Here is a 17,338-nt window from a genome sequence, read left to right as displayed (position 1 = left end):
ATATAGACAGCAACCTAACGCCAGCTCACAATATCAGCTGCGGTATCATTGCCACCGCTGGCACCATCACTGCCTAAAGACCATAAGTCATAATCGGAATATTGACTTTGTGTGCCAGGCATCTGGTAAAAATACGGGTTATCCCACGGATCCCTTGGAACTTCTTTTTTAAGGTAAGGCCCCTGCCACTTACGTTCATTGTTCGGCGGGGTATTTAACGCCGCTAAGCCTTGTTCTGTGGTTGGATAATGGCCAACATCCAAACGATACTGATCCAAGGCTTTACCCAGCGCTTCAATCTGAGCACGTGCTGTTTTGACTTCTGATTTACCAATTTGGGCAAAATATTTCGGCCCGACATAACCGGCTAATAAACCAACAATAACCATCACCACCAATAATTCAAGTAAGGTAAACCCTGCTTGGCGGTGTTTTTCTGTTAAACGAATAACCACTTCTGACATAACAATAATCTCAACGACTGACCGGTAAGAAAAAAGGGTGTACCCAATGGGCACACCCTCCATTCGTTTTATGCAAACACGTCAATGTCAGATGCACTTAATGAAGTGACACCTGTCAAAGTCGCAAATTGCACAGCAGCGCCAGCGCCACTACCATCAGCGTCATAGCTCAATGCACCCGTCGATGTATCGAATAACAAGAAGTCATTAGCATCACCAGCAGCTGCACCTACGCTACAAACCAGATTATCAGCAGTAAAACTACCTGCTGTCAGAGAAGTAAACTGATCAACGTTCAGGGCAATCGTATCCAGCCCACTCACAAAGTCAGTAATGGTATCGATACCAGTTAAATCAAATGCAGTGTCTACATACGTTTGCACTTCATCATCATCGCCTGTCACCACTTGCTCATGAACCTGACCAAACACGAACGTATCCGCACCGTTACCACCAGTCAGCGTATCGTTACCGCCGTTACCTACAAACACATCATCCTGAGTTGTGCCGATAAAGGTATTGTCATTACCATTACCTTCAAAACGCAGTCCATTTGCAGTAACACCAGAAGCATCCACAACGACATTATCAATAGTACCGCCATTGTTACCCAGGCTATTGCTTAGGTCATCGACAGTACCATTGGCAGCGAAATAGTAGTGATCATTCAACATTTGCAATGCATCATTTTCCACATTCAGTCGATCAACTGTGCCACCCACCTGAACGACTTCCATGCCTTGGAAATTAGCGTCGTTTAATACAACAGTGCCGTTGGTTTTTGTATCTGCACCGACACCAGTGGTAATCCGTAATGTATCAACACCGTCACCACCCACGATCAGATCGTGTTCAGCGCCAGTTGCAATCCATTCCTGATTACCATCATCAGCCGCAGAGGTTGTGCCTGAGTTACCAGAACCGAAACCACCGATAAGGAAAGTATCATCACCCTCTTCACCGTATAGGCTATCGGCACCGCTACCACCAACCAGTACATCGTTGCCATCACCACCGTAGTAAGTATCATTACCACCGTTCATCACACCGTAATCGACGCCATCACTGCCATATACAGTTTCAGTCGCCCCTGCTGATTCATTGCCACCGTAAACATGAGTAAAGCTACCTTCTTCACCTTCACTGGCATCGTAGATCATGTCAACGTTGTGGAATAAATTCGCTACTGCAAATTCCTCAACAGAGAACTCAGCATAGTCATATTCCTCTTCCTCAGCACCTACGATATCTTCTTCAGGTTCAAACTCAGCTTCTTCGAACTCCATTTCAACCGTGACTGACTCGCTATCACCTCCTGCTACGCCATGAATTTGCAGTCCTGGATTTAAGAAGCCAGTGCTTAATGACTCAGCATTGTCTTCCAACTGTTCAGAAGATAAGGTGATATTAACGCCGCTATCCAGTTCAAGACGCTCAATTCCAGAGAATGATAAAGACTCATCAAAGTCACCACTTTCTGTAAACTGCAAAGTATCAACAGCGTTATAACCGGCAAAGGAAGAGGCCGCTGTATTAATTTCAGTCGAACCAGGACGAGTAACCAGATTCAAGCGAACATCCGTTTCAGCTAGTTCTGACATTTCCTGATCTTCAATTTCAACAAACTCATTGTTAACCGTGTCGAAACCGAATAAAGGCCCTTCTTCTTCCTCGCCTTCTTCTTCCTCTTCTTCGCCTTCTTCACCTTCAGATTCGTTCAAATCAACGTATCTTGCTGCATCGCCTGAAAGGTCTTGAGCTGAAACACCACCTTGGATGATGGTCAGTTCTTCAAACTCATCACCCACTGCATAAGTGTCATTTCCTTTGCCACCAATGAGGACATCTTGCGAAGTAACGTGAAAGAGATTGCCAGTAACGGTTTCATCGCCTGCACTACTTCCCTGACCATCTATGTAATCTGATCCAGCACCACCAGATAAGATATCGTCACCATCACCAGAAAAGATGACATCATCACCCTCTCCCCCGGAAATAATATCGTTTCCACTACCAGTGATAATGTTATCAATACCCTTACCACCGGAAATAATATTATCCCCACCTTCAGAGTAGATAAGATCATCTCCATCACCACCGGCAATGATGTCATTGCCAGTTCCGGTAAAGATAATATCGTCACCGGCACCACCATGAATAATGTTGTTACCATTACCACCATCTATAGTGTTACCGAGATCATTCCCCAGCACTAGGTCATTGGCTGAGCTACCTGTGTAACTCGTTTCAGTTGAGTTAAAAATTTTAATAGCCATATCCGTTCCTTAAATATAAGTAAAAGCTTGTCAAAAGTAGATTTTTGTCCAGGAGCAGATGGCAAAACACCTCACCACCTGCTCTGAACATATCAATCAAACAATCCTTAGTTTGGAATCACACCTTCTACTTCTACTTCAATAAATGGATTATCAGTTGAACCATCTGCACTTAGCTCTTGGAAAGTTTGACGCAGACGAATTGCATCCGCAGCAGTTGTAAATGTGCCACTTGTACAGCTCGATCTGACATAACTCATTCCTGATAAAGGATTAGTACTACCGTCATCATCGAGATAATTGGCATCGGTAGTAAAATCTACCCAGTCTGTATCAATATCGGCTTTTTGCTCTGCTGCAGTTGGACGACCTGCTGGCGTAGGCCATACATTTACACCATTAATAGCAGGACTTGAACCTAGACCAGTGATGGGTTGATCAACAAAACCAGGACGATGTTGAACTGAAGTAAAGGTTCGTCCTATACGGTAGATTGGTGAAGCAGTAGTAGGCACCGTAGAATATGCAACATCAATGGTTTTACCACTCCAACCTTTTCGAGCTATGTCATTCACTTCAAAAGTTTGTTTACCAGGCTCAGTTAAGTTGTAGTCTGTGTTTGTTAAAGATACTCGCATACCATAAATACACATATTAGTACTGGAATTACGCCAGACATATTCCTTCACATTACCAATCACAACATTAGTATTATTGGTGTAACTATTATTCATTGTGATTGTACGAGTTCCATTAACAACTGGAATTCGGCTAGCCCCGGTAAAACTGGAATCTGGCGGTAATGCCTCATTTATTGGCATAACTGCACACTCATCGGCTGTAGATGATGGCTGTACTGGCGCATCTGCCCCAGAACCAGAACCAAAATCACCGGTTGGATTACATAAAATATATGCACTGGTATCACTACCTACAGATACACCTGCTGCAGGTAAGTTTTCCCAAGCTGCCATTGCTTGAGTCGATGCTAAACAACTTAAACTACTTAACAACGCTAATTTTAATTTGAAGTTTTTCATCATTTTTCTCCATCCATGTACAATAGACGGGCATTTGTGGCTGCCCGAAGCACCCATTCACCATAATCTCTAGTTCGTGCCTTAATACTTACCAAGATTGTGGTTGAATTCCTTTTGAGGCAGTCGCAATTGCACTACCTATTTCCATATCTCAAACAATTAAAACTGCCATCTCAAACTCAGCCATGCACCTCTTGGTGCACCTGGTGCAACAAAGTTTGTACTATCCCATTCAAGTGAATTATGGTTGTACCCATCCGCCCCTCTAGCACCATAGGTACCGGGTGAAAAAGGATTCCGCCCTAAGGTGCCTGCAGTAAAATATTCTTTATCAAAAATATTATTCACTAATAAGTTGATGCTTAAATTCTCATCAAATCGATAGGTACTTTGAAAATTGAAGGTCATATACCCCGGTACTTTGCCTGGATTACTAGTGGGTTTTCGAGTAACCACTACTTGCTTACCTGAAATTTCCCTGGTCTCAGTCAAAACAACACCTTTTCGATGTTTGTTATTTTCATTACCACGAACAAAACTTTCTGAGTGAGCAATGGCTGTGAGACCGATATTCCATTTAGGGGTAACGTCATAAGTTACCGTTGCATTGAGGTTATGTAGCGATACACCAGGCATACGATCACCTGGCTCGACATCAATCATGCGGCTGTAATTATAGTTACCGCTAAATAGTTCGTATGAGCTGCTATTGTCATTACCGGCAATGGTAAAGTTATCTTCAAAGGTGGCATCTGTGAGAGCGTAATTAACTGTGAAACCCCAGCGCTCTTTTTGCCCTGAAACACCAAACTCGATCCCTTGCCGACGCGTTTTGCCAATAGTGTCAAAAAAGTTACGGTTGCCGGGAAAAGTCACCATATACAAATCATCTTTTAAATTGGTTTGATAGGCCGCGATATTCCACTGGACGTTATCGCCCAACAGACCACGCATCCCAATTTCCCATGTTTCGGCTTTAATTTGAGGTAAATACGGGTCACCTGATAAAGTTGATGGCAATGAACAAGAGCGATTTTCTTTCAGACTTTTATAAATACCACCAAGAAGTGTTTTATCCAGAGCACAGCCTAACTCTATTACTGAGGGTACACGGACACCTTGAGCAAAATTCGCATAGACATTCAAGGTTTCTTTGGCTTGCCAGGCCACACCAAAAGACGGATTCAATGAGTAATAGCTAAAATCTTCTTTTTCCTCTTCATTAATAAGTTTCGACGTATCGGGGATAACATAACCTGTAGGGCAATCTTCACCTGGACGACACACATTGAAACTATCAGGCCAAGCTTCTAACTCGGCTAGATTTGGGACATAACCAATACCATATTCCCTTGATTTCATTCTATTCTGAATCTGTGTATCGTTATATCGAGCAGACACATTAAAATGCCATGTTTCAACAGGACTCCAAGTTTCACTAAAATAGAGACTTTTGGTTGTTTGCTCGCCTTCAAAGTCATTATTTTTAATAGGCACATCTGCAGCAATATACTGATCGCGGATTTGTTCTGGTGATAAAAAGAATTCACGATCTGCATCAAATAAACCTAACTGTTGTGAGTTAGTATATTCAGCTGTCGGACGATCAACAGAAGCTCCGATCATGACTTTATGTTTATCTAGGTTCCAGTTGAGTTGAATTGAAAAACCATCTGTTATTTGATCGATGGTATTCTTCGTCAATACCCCTGTTGGTGTGCCCTCAGCAACACCAGGATTAGTTTGACTATAAGCCGCACCATCAACACTCTGACTACCGCCATCGGGGCCAGTCACCTCAAGGTTGTCAGACCCAGCGATACATTGATCACCATTGATTGCTGGTTTTATAATCAAATAATACTGTGTGCCGTTATCTATAAAATTGAAAGCCCCTGTACTGGAAATTGCATAATCTAGTGGATCAGTTATACCTATTAAGCCCTTTTCTAAATTCGAATAAGCCTGATAGGTCATAGAACCATCATTGGGGTCTTGCGGTTCAGGGATACCGAGCTGCTGATACCGCGCTGATGTATTAAGATTTTTAAAATGATTGATATTATCTTGTGCAAATTGCACATAATCAGCTGGTAAATCAGCTAGAAAGGTTTCTGGTGGCAGAGAGTCAAAAGCTTGCTCTAATGTTCCACCACTTAAAGCAAAGGCAAAAAACTGATCATCATCGACGACATAATAATCTGGTAAGTTATATTTATTAGTCGTCTCATAGAGGCAAGTGTACTGTTCACCTTCGGCAAGGTCACGCCTTACTGCTTGATTCTCAAACTCTGTGTAAACATCTGCTCCCAGTGAATCTCGCTGACTATTACGACGATAAACTTGGCCTGTTACACTAAATGCATCGTTAACTTGATAAGCACCAGATAACTGAAATTGTTGTAATTTATTTTCTGTCGTATCCGGTGAAGTAAATACACCGTTTCTATCTTGGCGATATTCTTCTGTCGGAATTAAGCCATTACCAACGAGGTCTGTTTTTACAATCAGCGTACTTAAATGCAAGTCAAGCTTTTCACCACGATAGCTGGCTTTACCAAATAATTGGTTGACCTTGCTGGGTGAGTTTTCACGCCAGCCATCTTCCATAAAAAAGCTGCCTGCCCCAAAGAAAGCAATGGTGCCATTATTCCAGCCACTTTCAGCCAATAATTGCTCACGACCAAAAGAACCTTTCATCACATCAAAAACGGTTTCCGTAAAGTTAAAACCATCCTTGGTTTTCATTGTAAAAGCTCCACCTAGTGTATTCAGCCCAAATATCGGATTAGAACCAGGGAATACATCGACAGCTGCTATCGCATTCATCGGAATCATGTCCCAGTTGACCACATCACCAAACGGTTCATTAACACGGATACCATCCAGAAAGACACTTAACCCCTGAGGACTACCGATTTGTGGTCCCGCTGTGAAACCACGATATTGAATATCCATCTGAAATGGATTGCCTTGATAATCATTAACCGTGACACCTTGAAGCTTGGAGTTAAATAAATCTGTCATGCTCAATGAACGAGCATCTCTGATTTCTTCAGCACTAATACTTTGCACGTTACCTGGAATTTCTTCTTTGGTTAGACCAAGCCCTGGAAGTGGCCCGACTTCATAAAAGCGTTGTGCTCTGACTTGGACGGTGTCCAGAATTAAGCGATCATCACCGAGTGCAGGTAATTCTTCTTGTCCTGGCACCAGAAAATAGCCACCATCAGTATCATCAATGGCTTCCAGGCCACTGTCGTTTAATAATTGCTGGAAGCCTTCTTCGACCGAATATTCACCATGAAGACCTTGGGTTTCTTTTCCTTCTGCGAGGGCTGGGTCAAAGGTTAATCTAACGCCATTTTCAGCTGCGTAATTTGAGATAGCTTTGCCCAAAGGGCCAGCAGGAATGTCATAACGTTTCACTTGTTCAGCTGCGTTATCTTCTGCCAGGGCAAGATGATTGATTGACATGGCAGCGACCATGCTCATCGTGGCGATAGATAGACAGCGACAGAGTTTTTTCTTAAGGCGAACTCGGCCCTTTGCTTGCAGTTCCAATATTTCTCTCCGACTAATAGTTATTATTTTTTTGTTGTTCTATTAGGTATGCCAATCGAGAATCGGAAAGTGACAATTATTTTTTAGACTTTTTTAAATTTATTTGTAAAACATAGATTTACCAGTCTGAATACGGGGTGCCTTTTGATGACATAAGTCGAGAACCACTTCGGACATCAGAAATAACTTCGTCAGTTTCTGCGTGTCTTATTAACTCCCAGGTTTCATGACTATTGGTGATGGGATCGACAGGAATGTGTCGTAAATAGCCAGTATCAACAAGCTGCTCTAGTGAGTGTGGATAGGTGTTCATGACACTGTGGTATTGGGTGATTGCACTACGCATCACGATGAGTTCATGACGGAGCACATTCTCTTGTGCCGTGAGTTTGGTATCCGTCGTATCGTAATTATTAATGAATGCTATAAAAATGATGCTAAGCATGACGAAGATAACGAGAAGTTGATATATCGAAATCCCGAACTGCCTTTGCCTCTGCTTGTTTTTAATCCCATTCACTACTTTTGATGTCCTTTTCATTTTTATCAGTCACATTCATTAACTATGTTCATAGCCATCCTTAATCATATTAGCCAATGATCTTGGGCCACGTAGCCATCTTCCCCACAATGTCTTGAGTAAAGAGTTGGACTAGTCCAGGTCACAATGGACTAGTCACCTATAAGAAATAGACGGGCATTTGTGGCTGCCCGAAGCACCTATTCACTTCAATCTTGGTGAGAGCCTTAAACTTCCGTTGATTGAAGATGAATTCCTTGTGAGGCGGTCACACTTGCCTCAACTTATTCCTTTAATTTCTCTAATCAAATAACCACCTCACACTGACCCATGCACCTCTTGGTGCACCTGGTGCCACAAAGTTTGTGCTGTTCCATTCAAGTGAGTTGTGGTTATAACCATCGGGACCAATAGCCCCATAGGTACTGGGCGAAAATGGATTGCGTCCAAGTGTACCTGCACTAAAATATTCTTTATCGAAAATATTATTTACCAAAAGGTTAACGCTAAAGTTTTTGGTGAGCTGATAATTACTTTGAAAATTAAACACCATATAACCTGGTACTTTTCCCGGGTTGTTAGTTGCCTTTCGAGCAACCTTAACTGGCACTCCATTCACTCTTCTATCAGTCGTGTCATACAAAACAACACCCGGGCGATGTTTGTTATTTTCATTGCCTCTGACGTAACTAGATGAGTGAGCAACGGCAGTTAGACCAAGAGTCCATTTTGGCGTAACTTGGTAATTAACAGTTGCATTGAGGTTATGTAAAGAGACACCTGGCATACGAGAACCAGGTTCTACATCAATCAATCTACTATAGTTGTAATTACCTATATAGTCTTCATAGGAACTACTGTTATCATTGCCAGCAATGGTAAATTTATCTTGAAAAGTCGCATCAGTTAAAGAATAGTTAACACTAAAACTCCATTTCCCTTTTTGCCCAGACAAACCAGCTTCAATCCCCTGACGTCGGGTAGCGCCAATACTATCGAAAAAGTTTCTGTTGTCTGGGTAAGACACTAAATACAAATCATCCTTAATGTTGGTCTGATAGGCAGATAAGTTCCACTGGATATCATTATCAATAATACCTCTGACACCGACCTCAACGGTTTGAGCTTTAATTTGAGGTAAGTAGGGATCACCTGACAATGTTGAAGGTAAAGAGCAACTACGATTTTCTTTTAAACTTTTATATATGTATTTTTTTTCACCATTTGCATCCGTACCTATTGATACAGGGGTTTTATCTAATGCACAGCCCAACTCGATAACTGATGGTACACGCACGCCTTGTGAGAAATTAGCGTAAAGATTTAGCTCTGGGGTTGCCTGCCATGCTGCACCAACCGATGGATTTAGTGAGTAATAACTAAAAGACTCTGTTTCTTCTGGGTTAAGAAGATCTATCCCATCTGGAATATAGTAACCCGTTGGACATTCTTCCCCAGGTCGGCAAACATTATAGTCGTCAGGAAGAGCTTCCAATCTAGCCAAGGTTGGAAGATACCCATCTGAATAGGTTCTTGAACGAATTCTATTCTCTCCCTGCGTATCGTTATATCGTGCAGATAGATTAAAGTGCCATGTTTCAACCGGACTCCAGGTTTCACTGAAATATAAGCTTTTAGTGAGTTGCTCACCTTCAAAGTTATTGTTGGCAATAGGTACGTCTGAAGCAAGATACTGATCGCGAATTTCATCGGGCGCATAATAAAATTCGCGATTAGCAGTTAATAAACCCAGCTGTTGCGTTGACTCATATGTGGCTGTAGGACGATCAACCGATGCGCCGACCATAAATTTATGTTTATCTGTATTCCAGTTCAGTTGAAGCGATACACCATCCACAACCTGGTCGATAGTGTTATCTGTCAAGACTGCTGTGGGAGTACCATCAACAACACCTGGATTTGTTTCACTATAATCTGCCCCATCAACAGTTTGCGGAAGGCCTTCATCCGTAAGAACAACTGTTGGATCAACTCCTGTATCACCTACACATTTATCGCCATTCAATGCTGGCGCAATGAACATGTAATTGGTATCACCAGCCGAATCAACATAGTAATAATTTAAATAGTTTTGTAATGCATAAGTAGCAGGATCTGAGGCTGATGCTTTAGCTGTTTGGGTCATTTCGGTGATTGTAGGATAGTAACCATCACTGGGGTCGAAGTCAGGTTGTTGTGGCCCTGGCCCTGTCCCTGGCTTAACGATAACATCACGATCTAAACTTATATTTGCTAAAAAGTTTGCTATCGCATAATTTGCGTAGTCATCGGGTAATGTATCGTTGAATTTACCGCCATATTCAGTTGGAATGGCTGCTACCAATTCGTCAACACTAGTAAACTCATTACCAGGCTCTCCACCAAAAGCACGATTAAGGAGATTGAAGGTATCTGCTTCGCTTAAAATATAATAATCAGGTAGCCCATACTCATTCGTTGTTTCAAATAAGCATGTAAATTCTTCACCCTCATTCAAGTTACGCCTAGCTACCTGACCGTCAAATTCAGTGAAAACATCTGCTCCTTGTGAATCACGACGACTGGTACGTCGGTAAACCTGACCCGTAATACTAAACGTATCGTTTACCTGATAAGCACCAGCTAACTGAAACTGCTGTAATCTATTTTCCGTAGTATCCGGTGCGGTAAAGACCCCTTCCCTGTCTTGTCGATATTCTTCACTTGGAATAAGCCCATTACCTACCAAGTTGGTATCAACTATTAAGGTGCTGAAATGTAAATCAAGTTTTTCACCTCGATAACTAGCTTTACCGAATAACTGATTCACTTCACTCGGAGAACTATCACGCCAACCATTTTCATCAAATAAACTAGCCGCACCAAAAAAGGCAATGGTGCCATTGTTCCAGCCATTTTCCATTTGTAGCTGTTTACGACCAAATGAGCCGGCAAGCACCTCAGCATCTGCAGAGGTATTGTTAAAACCATCTTTGGTTTTTAAGGCAAATGAACCGCCTAAGGTGTTTAAACCAAAGATAGGATTTGAGCCAGGAAATAGATCCACACCTGCTATCGCATTCATGGGGATCAAGTCCCAGTTGACAACATCACCAAACGGTTCATTAACCCGGATACCGTCTATAAATACACTCAGTCCTTGTGGCGTACCAATTTGTGGTCCCGCCGTGAAACCTCGATATTGGATATCCATCTGGAACGGATTACCTTGGTAATCATTCACCGTGACGCCTTGTAGTTTCGTATTAAACAAATCCGTCATGCTTAATGATCGTGCATTTTTTATCTCTTTGGCTGAGATACTTTGCACGTTAGCAGGAATTTCTTCTTTGGTGAGACCAAGCCCTGGAAGTGGCCCCACTTCATAAAAACGCTGTGCTCTGACTTGGACGGTATCCAAAATTAAGCGGTCATCACCGAGGGCAGGTAATTCTTCTTGGCCTGGTGCCAGAAGGTAGCCGCCATCTGTATCAGGTATAACTATCAGGCCCGAGCCTTTTAATAATTGTTCAAAGCCTTCTTCTAGACTGTAGCTACCTTGTAACCCTTGTGTGGTTTTGCCCTCGGTAAGGCTAGGATCAAACGAGAATGTAAAGCCGTTTATACCAGTATAATTCGATAACGCTTTGGAGAGTGGGCCAGCAGGAATATTATATTGGCGGTTAGCTTTTTCTGTTTCATTGCCTTTTTCATTGTCAGCGAGTTGCACTGTTTCGGCAAAAAGTGGCGGTAGATAGAAAAAAGCTAATAACGCAATGATGATGGTGAATTTAATAAAGCTGTTGTCTCTGGAGATTGTTCGTTTCGACATGGTTAACCTTGGGTAATTAAGTGATTCTTAATTACTAGGTCAGTTAAGAATTAAAAAAGGGACAGGATTTTTTAAATTAAGCTTGTTTTTTGCTGATTTTTGCCCAGAAACGAGTTCTCCATTCAATGTTTATTGGTCTAGTTTTTTCTAATACGTGCAGGATGTGGTCAGGATCATTAATTTGAAATGAGCCTGAGACATAAATGTCATGACATGATTCATCACAGGTGATGACACCTGTTCGATAACGTTTTAAATAACTAATAAACTCGCTGAGCGGCATATTGTCGGCGTAGATAACGCCGTTTATCCAGGCATTGGCATTATCTTCTAATGGGGATGGTGCTTCTATACCAGTTGAATCAAACCGCGTTTGTTGACCTTTTTCAATGATCTGATTTTGCTTTGGGTCATCTTTGGGTAAAACATCAACCGCATTCTCAATAACACCTAAATAGCTATAGTCTGTGTGCTGACGAACTACAAACTCAGTGCCCAAAGCATGGAGTCGCCCCTGTGCGGTTTGTACCAAGAAAGGTCTTTGAGCTGAATCTTTAGCCGTCTTGATATAAATTTCACCTCGGTATAATTTCAGCAAACGTTGAGTATTATTAAATGCTATATCGACAGCAGTATCCGTGTTAAGCATGAGTTGGCTACCGTCGGCTAATTGAATTGTTGTTTGCTCACCGGTAGCAGTTTTAATGTCAGCCAAGACGGCTTGCCATGGAGCATATTTATATGTGATGCCACCAATAGGAACGAGCGTCAGCAACAGAGCAAGATGTTTGGAAAATTCACGCCTATCCATTGTTGCTGAGCGGCCAAGTACCTGTTTGCCCAAATCAGGTGGTATTTTCTGAAAAGTCATGCCGAGATTTTCAGCACGCTGCCAAGCAAGTTCGTGCAGATGATTTTCATTTCGCCACGCAAGTAATGTTTGTTGTTCTTGCGAAGTAAGATCGTCATCTTGTACTTTGACTAGCCACATGACGACTTCTTTAATGACATGCTCTGGAATATTGACTGAATTTGAGGACATCGTTAAACAGCGAAAGTGAGACAGTGGGTGAAGGCAAGTGCCATATAGCGTTTAACGGTACGCTCTGTAACATTTAACTTGGCAGCAATGTCTTTATAACGCATGCCGTCAAGTTGTGACAGTAGAAAAGTCTCTCTGACATGATCTGGCAATGTAGTGAGCATTTCGTCAATTTCTTGCAAGGTTTCCAACAAGAGTAGTCGTTCTTCGCTACTTGGCGTAATAGCCTCGGGCAGTTGGCTGATGGCTTCTATATAGGCCTGTTCTAAGGATTTTCGACGGTAAAAATTCACCATCAAGTCATGAGCAATTTTGGTTAAGTAGGCTCGCGGTTCGATAATGTCTTCTGGCATGTCCCTTTGCAATACTTTGACGAACGTATCTTGCGTTAGATCAGCGGCATCATCACGCGAGGCCAATTTTTTACATAGCCAGTTATATATCCAACTATGGTGGTTTTCATAAGTTTGGCTAAACGGTTCAATAGTTGAGATAGTCATAACTAATTTGCATCATTCCATATCAAAGCAGGGCTTAAGGTGTGTGCGGTTTCAGAAAGTGTATTTACTTGCCTCTTAAGACTATTTTCATTTGTTGTATTCAAGTCTCTCTCCACCTTATTTTTATGTTTCAGGCCGGTTTAATCATCACAAAATAGCGGGTATAGCGTTCTATTCGTATTGCTAAGACTTCACTGGTGCTGGTTAAGGCGGCATTGACATCATTGACTGGGAACGCACCTGAGATAGTTAAATCAGCAACAGCAGGATCACAACGTAAGATGCCTGAGTGGTAACGTGATAGATGATCAACAAAGTCAGCCAATGGCATTTTATCGGCGATAATAAATCCATTTACCCATGCCATTGATGCCCTATCTATGAGCTGCTTCTGCTGAGAAAAGGCCGTATTAAATGTGACTAATTCACCCGCATTGACCACAACATTGTTGTCTGTCTCATCACAAGGTCTGACCTCTACCGCATCCTGATACACACTGACACAGCTGTGTTTAGACTTAACTTGAGTGCTAAATTTAGTGCCTAAAGCTGTGACCGTACCGTGATCAGTAACTACACTAAAAGGACGATAATTCCGGTCTTGCTCCTGTGCCGTTTCAATGTAGATTTCACCTTGCAGTAACCTGATTGTTCTAGCTTGGTTACTAAAATCAATAGCTACCTTGGTATCAGTATTTAAAACAAGCAGACTGCCATCGTCTAAGGTGAGGCGTTTAATTTCACCAACTGCCGTTGAATAATCTGCCATTAATAAATACCAAGGCTTTTGTTTATAGCCATACCACCCTGCCGTTCCAGCAGCCAGCATAAGACTGAGGGTTTTAATGACTTGGCGACGTTCTTGTGATTTGATGTCTTTGGTATCAATCGGACGATTTAATACGGCGATACTGGTTTTTGAATCCAGCCCCATAAACCGGTTGGTGATAGCTTCAACTTGTTGCCATGCCTGTCTGTTTTCTGGTGAAGCATTTAGCCATCTTTGCCATTCTTTGCGATCTGTGTCTGTCGCTTCGCCTGAAGTCAGTTCAACAAACCAGTTGGTTGCTTCGTGGATAACATCGTTACTGTAACGGGCCATAAAAAATAATTAGTTACCCATGTTTAAACAATGCAGCAGTGCTTTAGCGATGTACTGTCTAACCGAGCTGACTGAAACCGAGAGTCGTGAAGCAATTTCTGCGTGTGACAGTCCTTCGAGCTGACACCATAGAAAGGCACTGCGAACTCGTTCAGGTAAGCCATCCAACATTTCATCTATTTTAGCTAAGGTCTCTACCATAATATTGAGAGACTCAGGTGAGGGAACATCAACTTCGGGCATATTTTCCAATGCATCGAGATAAGCTCTTTCAATATCCTTGCGTCGAACATGGTTGACCATGAGGCCATGGGCAACTGTAGTCAGGTAGGCTCGAGGTTCTTTGATGCTGCCCAGATCCTCTTTTTGCAAAATTTTGGAAAAGGTATCTTGCATTAAATCAGCGGCATCAAAACTACAGCCGATTTTCTTGCGGAGCCAGCCCATTAACCAGCTGTTGTGTGTACGATAAAGGTCGGTGACGATGGAGTCACGTGTTGCTTCAAAATTACCCAGAATACTTACGTCTGATTCATGGTGTAAGGCTATGTCACTCAATTGCCTGCTCCCCTTGTTAGATAAGCTGCCAGATTAACTACACCTTATGTTTTGTGATGGTTTGCAGTAAGATTGCTTGTCACAAGTTCTGGGTAAACTCTGCGAGCATGTTCACAAAAATTCACATAAGGTTACGCAAATTTACTACGCATCGCACAGAGTAAATATAGGAAATATTCCTAAAATTACAGAGATTAAACCAGTTATAAAAAATGAATCGGTGCTTAGGCGCTTCGGGAGGTTTTTACCCTGACTTTTTAAAAATTAACTATTTTTCACTTTTTCAATCTGAAGATATGCACTCTAATAGAAACAATAAATGATGCTAATAAATTTGCGGCTGAAGTCAGCCATGATGAAGCAGACAAGTTCTTGTACAATAGCGTGCTTTCGTTCTTCAGACATTCAAGCAATCTAGCGAGCCTACTATGAAAATTCAAAGCCACTTTGTCGATCTTGATACCCCTACTGGCGTGATGCGTACTTATATTCACCGCCCGGTAGGTGAAGGTAGTTACCCAGTCATTTTGTTCTACTCTGAAATTTTTCAACAAACCGGCCCCATTGAACGTGCCGCAAGATTGATGGCCAGCCACGGTTATGCCGTGTTAGTACCAGAAGTCTTTCATGAGCTGAATCCTATCGGCACTGTATTGGGCTATGATGATGCTGGTCGTGACAAAGGCAATGCAGATAAAGAAGCGAAAGATGTTCAGGGTTATGACTCTGATAACGTCGCCATGATTGAGTATGTGAAAACGCAACCATGGTGTAACGGTCACATTGGTGCCATGGGCTATTGCATTGGTGGTCATCTGGCTTTCCGTGCCGCTTTACAACCTGAAGTTAAAGGCACCGCGTGTTTCTACGCCACAGATTTACATATTCAGAAAATCCCCAACAAACCTGGCCAGCACAGCATGGAACGCTTGGATGACATCAAAGGTGAGTTATTAATGATTTGGGGTAAACAGGATAACCATGTGCCTGCTGATGGTTTGTTAAAAATCTACCAGGAATTAAAAGCAACGGATATCACCTTTACCTGGCATGAGTTTAATGCCGAACATGCGTTTATGCGTGATGAAGGTGATGGTGGTCGTTATGATGCACAAACGGCACAAATCGGTTATCAACTGGCGTTAAATCTGTTCAGTAGAACACTTCGCTAAATAGCCGTAGTTATTTAGTTTTAAAGGGAGTCAATGGCATCATTGGCTCCCTTTTTTATTGTCTCAAGAGATAAAACTTTTTGAGCTCTAGTCTGGCTCTACCACTCCCCTGTTATGCTAAGCTCACTTTTTCAATTGCTTGGGAATATCCGTGTTATGTCCAATTCATCAGGTTTAGCTTTTGCACATTTACTGGATGGTCAAGGTGGAAGCAGCGAACTGAATGAGACGGATCTGCCGGCATGGCAAGCTGATCATGGTGTGCTCTGGTTGCATTTTGACTATACCCATCCTGATGCAGAACGCTGGTTACTTGAGCAGTCTGGGCTGGACAGCGTTATTGCCAATGCCTTATTGGAAGATGAAACACGCCCACGCACGACGTCAATAAATAATGGTTTGCTGATGTCCTTACGTGGCATCAATCATAATCAGCACGCTCATTGTGACGATATGATTTCTATTCGTGTCTGGATTGACCCACATATTATTGTGACAACACGTCGTGAAATGTCGTCTTCTGCTGCTGAGCTGGATAAATTACTTAATCAAGGTATCGGCCCGAAAGACAGTGCTGAATTTTTAATTAAGCTGATTGATCTGACCGTCGATGGCATGTCAGATACGATTGCCAGTTTCGAAGATATGATTGCAGACTACGAAGACGCTGTCTTGGCAGGCAATACAGAAAACTTACACGATAATATTGCTCAGTTGCGTCGACAAGTGATTAGCATGCACCGATATCTGGCACCAGAGCGGGATGCCCTGGCTCGCCTGACATTGGAGAAGATATCCTGGTTATCTGATTATGATCGGATTCAGATTCATGAAATCAGTGACACGCTGATTCGTTACATCGAAAATCTGGACGCTGTGCGTGAACGGGCTGTATTGGTTCAGGAAGAGCTGCATAGTAAAACCGCTGAACAACTCAATGCACGTATGTATGTGCTGTCTGTGATTGCGGCTGTGTTTTTACCTCTAAGCTTTGTGACAGGCTTATTGGGGATTAATGTGGGTGGCATTCCAGGCGCGAATGATAGTCATGCTTTTACTGATGTCATCATCATGCTGACTGTTGTAGCTCTGATATTATTAATTTTATTCCGTTGGAAGAAATGGTTTTAATCAGGCTTTAAACGGTGAATCAATCACTTAGTTAATCTGCTTAAAAATAATCCCTAACAAAGATAAAAATTTCTTCATTTTTTTCGAGCAAACTTCAAAAAGATGTTGTAGAATGCCTCGCTTTCTTGGGGTGCTTAGCTCAGCTGGGAGAGCATCGC

Annotated in this window: 12 protein-coding genes; 2 read left to right on the top strand and 10 right to left on the bottom strand. The window is 42.3% G+C overall.

Going from position 1 to position 17,338, the window contains the following annotated elements:
• Nucleotides 1-14: 14 nt before the first annotated feature.
• From gspG to B3014_RS03680, 10 genes are all read right to left on the bottom strand, one after another.
• Nucleotides 15-464 carry a type II secretion system major pseudopilin GspG gene (gene gspG / locus B3014_RS03725; protein ID WP_289245401.1) on the bottom strand — a complete coding sequence of 150 codons (450 nt, stop codon included), beginning with the start codon at nt 462-464 and terminating at the stop codon, nt 15-17.
• A gap of 68 nt (nt 465-532) precedes the next feature.
• The gene (locus tag B3014_RS03720) at nt 533-2,740 is read right to left on the bottom strand and encodes a calcium-binding protein (protein WP_289245378.1); all 2,208 of its coding nucleotides are present in this window, start codon (nt 2,738-2,740) and stop codon (nt 533-535) included.
• A gap of 107 nt (nt 2,741-2,847) precedes the next feature.
• On the bottom strand, nt 2,848-3,783 hold the full coding sequence (locus tag B3014_RS03715; RefSeq protein ID WP_289286909.1) for a hypothetical protein: 936 nt from the start codon (nt 3,781-3,783) through the stop codon (nt 2,848-2,850).
• Nucleotides 3,784-3,939: 156 nt separating this feature from the next.
• The gene (locus B3014_RS03710) at nt 3,940-7,344 is read right to left on the bottom strand and encodes a TonB-dependent receptor domain-containing protein (RefSeq protein ID WP_289245376.1); all 3,405 of its coding nucleotides are present in this window, start codon (nt 7,342-7,344) and stop codon (nt 3,940-3,942) included.
• Between the two features lie 118 nt (nt 7,345-7,462).
• A complete protein-coding gene (locus B3014_RS03705) occupies nt 7,463-7,789 on the bottom strand; it encodes a type II secretion system protein G (RefSeq protein ID WP_289245375.1) in 327 nt (108 codons plus the stop codon).
• Nucleotides 7,790-8,165: 376 nt separating this feature from the next.
• Complete coding sequence (locus B3014_RS03700) at nt 8,166-11,675, bottom strand: TonB-dependent receptor domain-containing protein (RefSeq protein WP_289245374.1); 3,510 nt, start codon at nt 11,673-11,675, stop codon at nt 8,166-8,168.
• Between the two features lie 76 nt (nt 11,676-11,751).
• On the bottom strand, nt 11,752-12,717 hold the full coding sequence (locus tag B3014_RS03695) for a FecR domain-containing protein (protein ID WP_289245373.1): 966 nt from the start codon (nt 12,715-12,717) through the stop codon (nt 11,752-11,754).
• A 2-nt stretch (nt 12,718-12,719) separates the two neighbouring features.
• A complete protein-coding gene (locus B3014_RS03690; protein WP_289245372.1) occupies nt 12,720-13,217 on the bottom strand; it encodes a sigma-70 family RNA polymerase sigma factor in 498 nt (165 codons plus the stop codon).
• Nucleotides 13,218-13,347: 130 nt separating this feature from the next.
• The gene (locus tag B3014_RS03685; RefSeq protein ID WP_289245371.1) at nt 13,348-14,319 is read right to left on the bottom strand and encodes a FecR domain-containing protein; all 972 of its coding nucleotides are present in this window, start codon (nt 14,317-14,319) and stop codon (nt 13,348-13,350) included.
• Between the two features lie 9 nt (nt 14,320-14,328).
• Entirely contained in the window at nt 14,329-14,877 is a 549-nt protein-coding gene (locus B3014_RS03680; protein ID WP_289245370.1) for a sigma-70 family RNA polymerase sigma factor, read from the bottom strand.
• Nucleotides 14,878-15,305: 428 nt separating this feature from the next.
• On the opposite strand from B3014_RS03680, the gene B3014_RS03675 reads away from it, so the two are divergent.
• Both B3014_RS03675 and B3014_RS03670 read left to right on the top strand, forming a co-directional pair.
• The gene (locus B3014_RS03675) at nt 15,306-16,049 is read left to right on the top strand and encodes a dienelactone hydrolase family protein (RefSeq protein ID WP_289245369.1); all 744 of its coding nucleotides are present in this window, start codon (nt 15,306-15,308) and stop codon (nt 16,047-16,049) included.
• 156 nt (nt 16,050-16,205) lie between these two features.
• Nucleotides 16,206-17,180, top strand: a complete 975-nt coding sequence (locus tag B3014_RS03670; protein ID WP_286304793.1) for a zinc transporter ZntB — start codon at nt 16,206-16,208, stop codon at nt 17,178-17,180.
• Nucleotides 17,181-17,338: the final 158 nt, after the last annotated feature.

The organism is Methylophaga sp. UBA678 (assembly GCF_002299105.1).
GTDB classification, from domain to species: domain Bacteria; phylum Pseudomonadota; class Gammaproteobacteria; order Nitrosococcales; family Methylophagaceae; genus Methylophaga; species Methylophaga marina.
Note: the sequence above shows the minus strand (reverse complement) of the source record. Positions and strands in the feature narration are given on the sequence as shown.

Coding starts and splice junctions, on each gene's coding strand:
- B3014_RS03715 (WP_289286909.1), bottom strand. CDS start 3,783: ATGATGAAAAACTTCAAATTAAAATTAGCGTTGTTAAGTAGTTTAAGT.
- B3014_RS03695 (WP_289245373.1), bottom strand. CDS start 12,717: ATGTCCTCAAATTCAGTCAATATTCCAGAGCATGTCATTAAAGAAGTC.
- B3014_RS03675 (WP_289245369.1), top strand. CDS start 15,306: ATGAAAATTCAAAGCCACTTTGTCGATCTTGATACCCCTACTGGCGTG.
- B3014_RS03700 (WP_289245374.1), bottom strand. CDS start 11,675: ATGTCGAAACGAACAATCTCCAGAGACAACAGCTTTATTAAATTCACC.
- B3014_RS03670 (WP_286304793.1), top strand. CDS start 16,206: ATGTCCAATTCATCAGGTTTAGCTTTTGCACATTTACTGGATGGTCAA.
- B3014_RS03720 (WP_289245378.1), bottom strand. CDS start 2,740: ATGGCTATTAAAATTTTTAACTCAACTGAAACGAGTTACACAGGTAGC.
- B3014_RS03685 (WP_289245371.1), bottom strand. CDS start 14,319: ATGGCCCGTTACAGTAACGATGTTATCCACGAAGCAACCAACTGGTTT.
- gspG (WP_289245401.1), bottom strand. CDS start 464: ATGTCAGAAGTGGTTATTCGTTTAACAGAAAAACACCGCCAAGCAGGG.
- B3014_RS03705 (WP_289245375.1), bottom strand. CDS start 7,789: ATGCTTAGCATCATTTTTATAGCATTCATTAATAATTACGATACGACG.
- B3014_RS03690 (WP_289245372.1), bottom strand. CDS start 13,217: ATGACTATCTCAACTATTGAACCGTTTAGCCAAACTTATGAAAACCAC.